This window comes from Nocardia noduli (assembly GCF_019038455.1).
GTDB classification, from domain to species: Bacteria; Actinomycetota; Actinomycetes; order Mycobacteriales; family Mycobacteriaceae; genus Nocardia; species Nocardia noduli.
Window position 1 is genome coordinate 1 of the sequence record NZ_JAFMPL010000304.1, and the last position, 407, is coordinate 407.

General features: G+C 74.7%; 1 protein-coding gene. It reads left to right on the plus strand.

Translation table 11 applies throughout. The features are described 5' to 3' along the window. The coding region (locus JZ792_RS43790; protein ID WP_216918461.1) for a hypothetical protein at positions 1-407 on the plus strand (407 nt) is incomplete at both ends.

A 407-nucleotide genomic window follows, 5' to 3' on the forward strand; every position in this document is an offset into this window, starting at 1 on the left:
GATGGGGGCGCGGCGACTGGACGCCCGAATGGTTCTGCGCCTTCCTCGCCGGCAACCAGCGCGAGCAGAGCCGGTTCCGCAAGGAACTGGCTACCATGCGCGGCTCCGTGGTGTGGCTGCTGCGCCAGCGCCGCCCGGGCCGCTGGAGCGCCGAGGAGCGCGAGCGCCTGCGCGGCGTGATGCGCTCGGCGTCGTCGGTCAGCCCCTACCTTTTGGTATGGGCCGTGCCGGGGTCGCTGCTGTTGCTGCCGTTCATGGCCTGGTTCATCGACCGCCGGCGCACCGCTCGCGAGCGCGCGGCCGTGACGGCGGCGGGGGCGGCGGTGCTTCCGGTGGAGGGCGCTGCCGTGGCGCTCGTCGCGGACTCTTCCCTGCCGCTGGCCGAACCGGCCGACGGACCCCTGGGC